General features: G+C 36.8%; 1 protein-coding gene. It reads left to right on the top strand.

All coding sequences use genetic code 11. From position 1 onward, the window contains the following. Positions 1-163: 163 nt before the first annotated feature. On the top strand, positions 164-769 hold a 606-nt coding region (traK, locus tag VQ048_RS12320), incomplete at its 3' end, for a conjugative transposon protein TraK (protein ID WP_327611942.1).

Raw genomic sequence — 769 nt, 5'->3', positions numbered from 1 at the left:
AGCTGGAAACATTGCTTCCGCAGGAGCAGGGGCAGCTGCGGGATATATTGCAGGAAAACTTTTTAGTAGAGAGGAAAATAATGATAGTGATAAAAGCACAGAGGGTAATTTGGAAGCATAATTACTCTGTCTAAAATATTATAAACTCAAATGGAATCAAATTATGGAATTTAAAATTTTAAGAAATATTGAAACAGGATTTAAACAAATCCGAATGTATGCGATTATTTTCGCCAGTCTGTGCCTTGTCATCACACTTTTTTCAATTGGTTATGCGTATTATTTCGCAGAACAACAACGAGAAAAAATTTATGTATTAGACAATGGAAAATCCCTCATTTTAGCCCTTTCCCAAGATGCCGAACAAAACCGTCCTGTGGAAGCTCGTGAGCATATCAGACGGTTTCACGAGTTCTTTTTCAATATCGCACCTGACAAAGCTGCTATTGAAAGCAATATGAAAAGAGCTTTTTTCTTAGCAGATAAAACTGCCTTTAATTATTACAATGACTTAGCGGAAAAAGGCTATTACAACCGAATCATTTCGGGGAATATTCGTCAAAGAATACAAGTGGATAGTATTGTATGCGATTTTAACACATATCCCTATCAAGTACAAACCTACGCCAAGCAATACATTACCCGAGCAAGCAATAGGACCGAGAGGCAATTGGTAACCGCTTGTCAGTTGGTTAATTCGGTTCGTTCAGACAACAATCCTCAAGGATTTATTATAGAGCAGTTCCGAGTAATACAAAACGAAGATATA

Origin of the sequence: Bergeyella anatis, from assembly GCF_036016955.1 — a bacterium.
Lineage (GTDB): Bacteria > Bacteroidota > Bacteroidia > Flavobacteriales > Weeksellaceae > JAYWXI01.
This window is presented reverse-complemented; position numbering and strand designations above follow the sequence as displayed.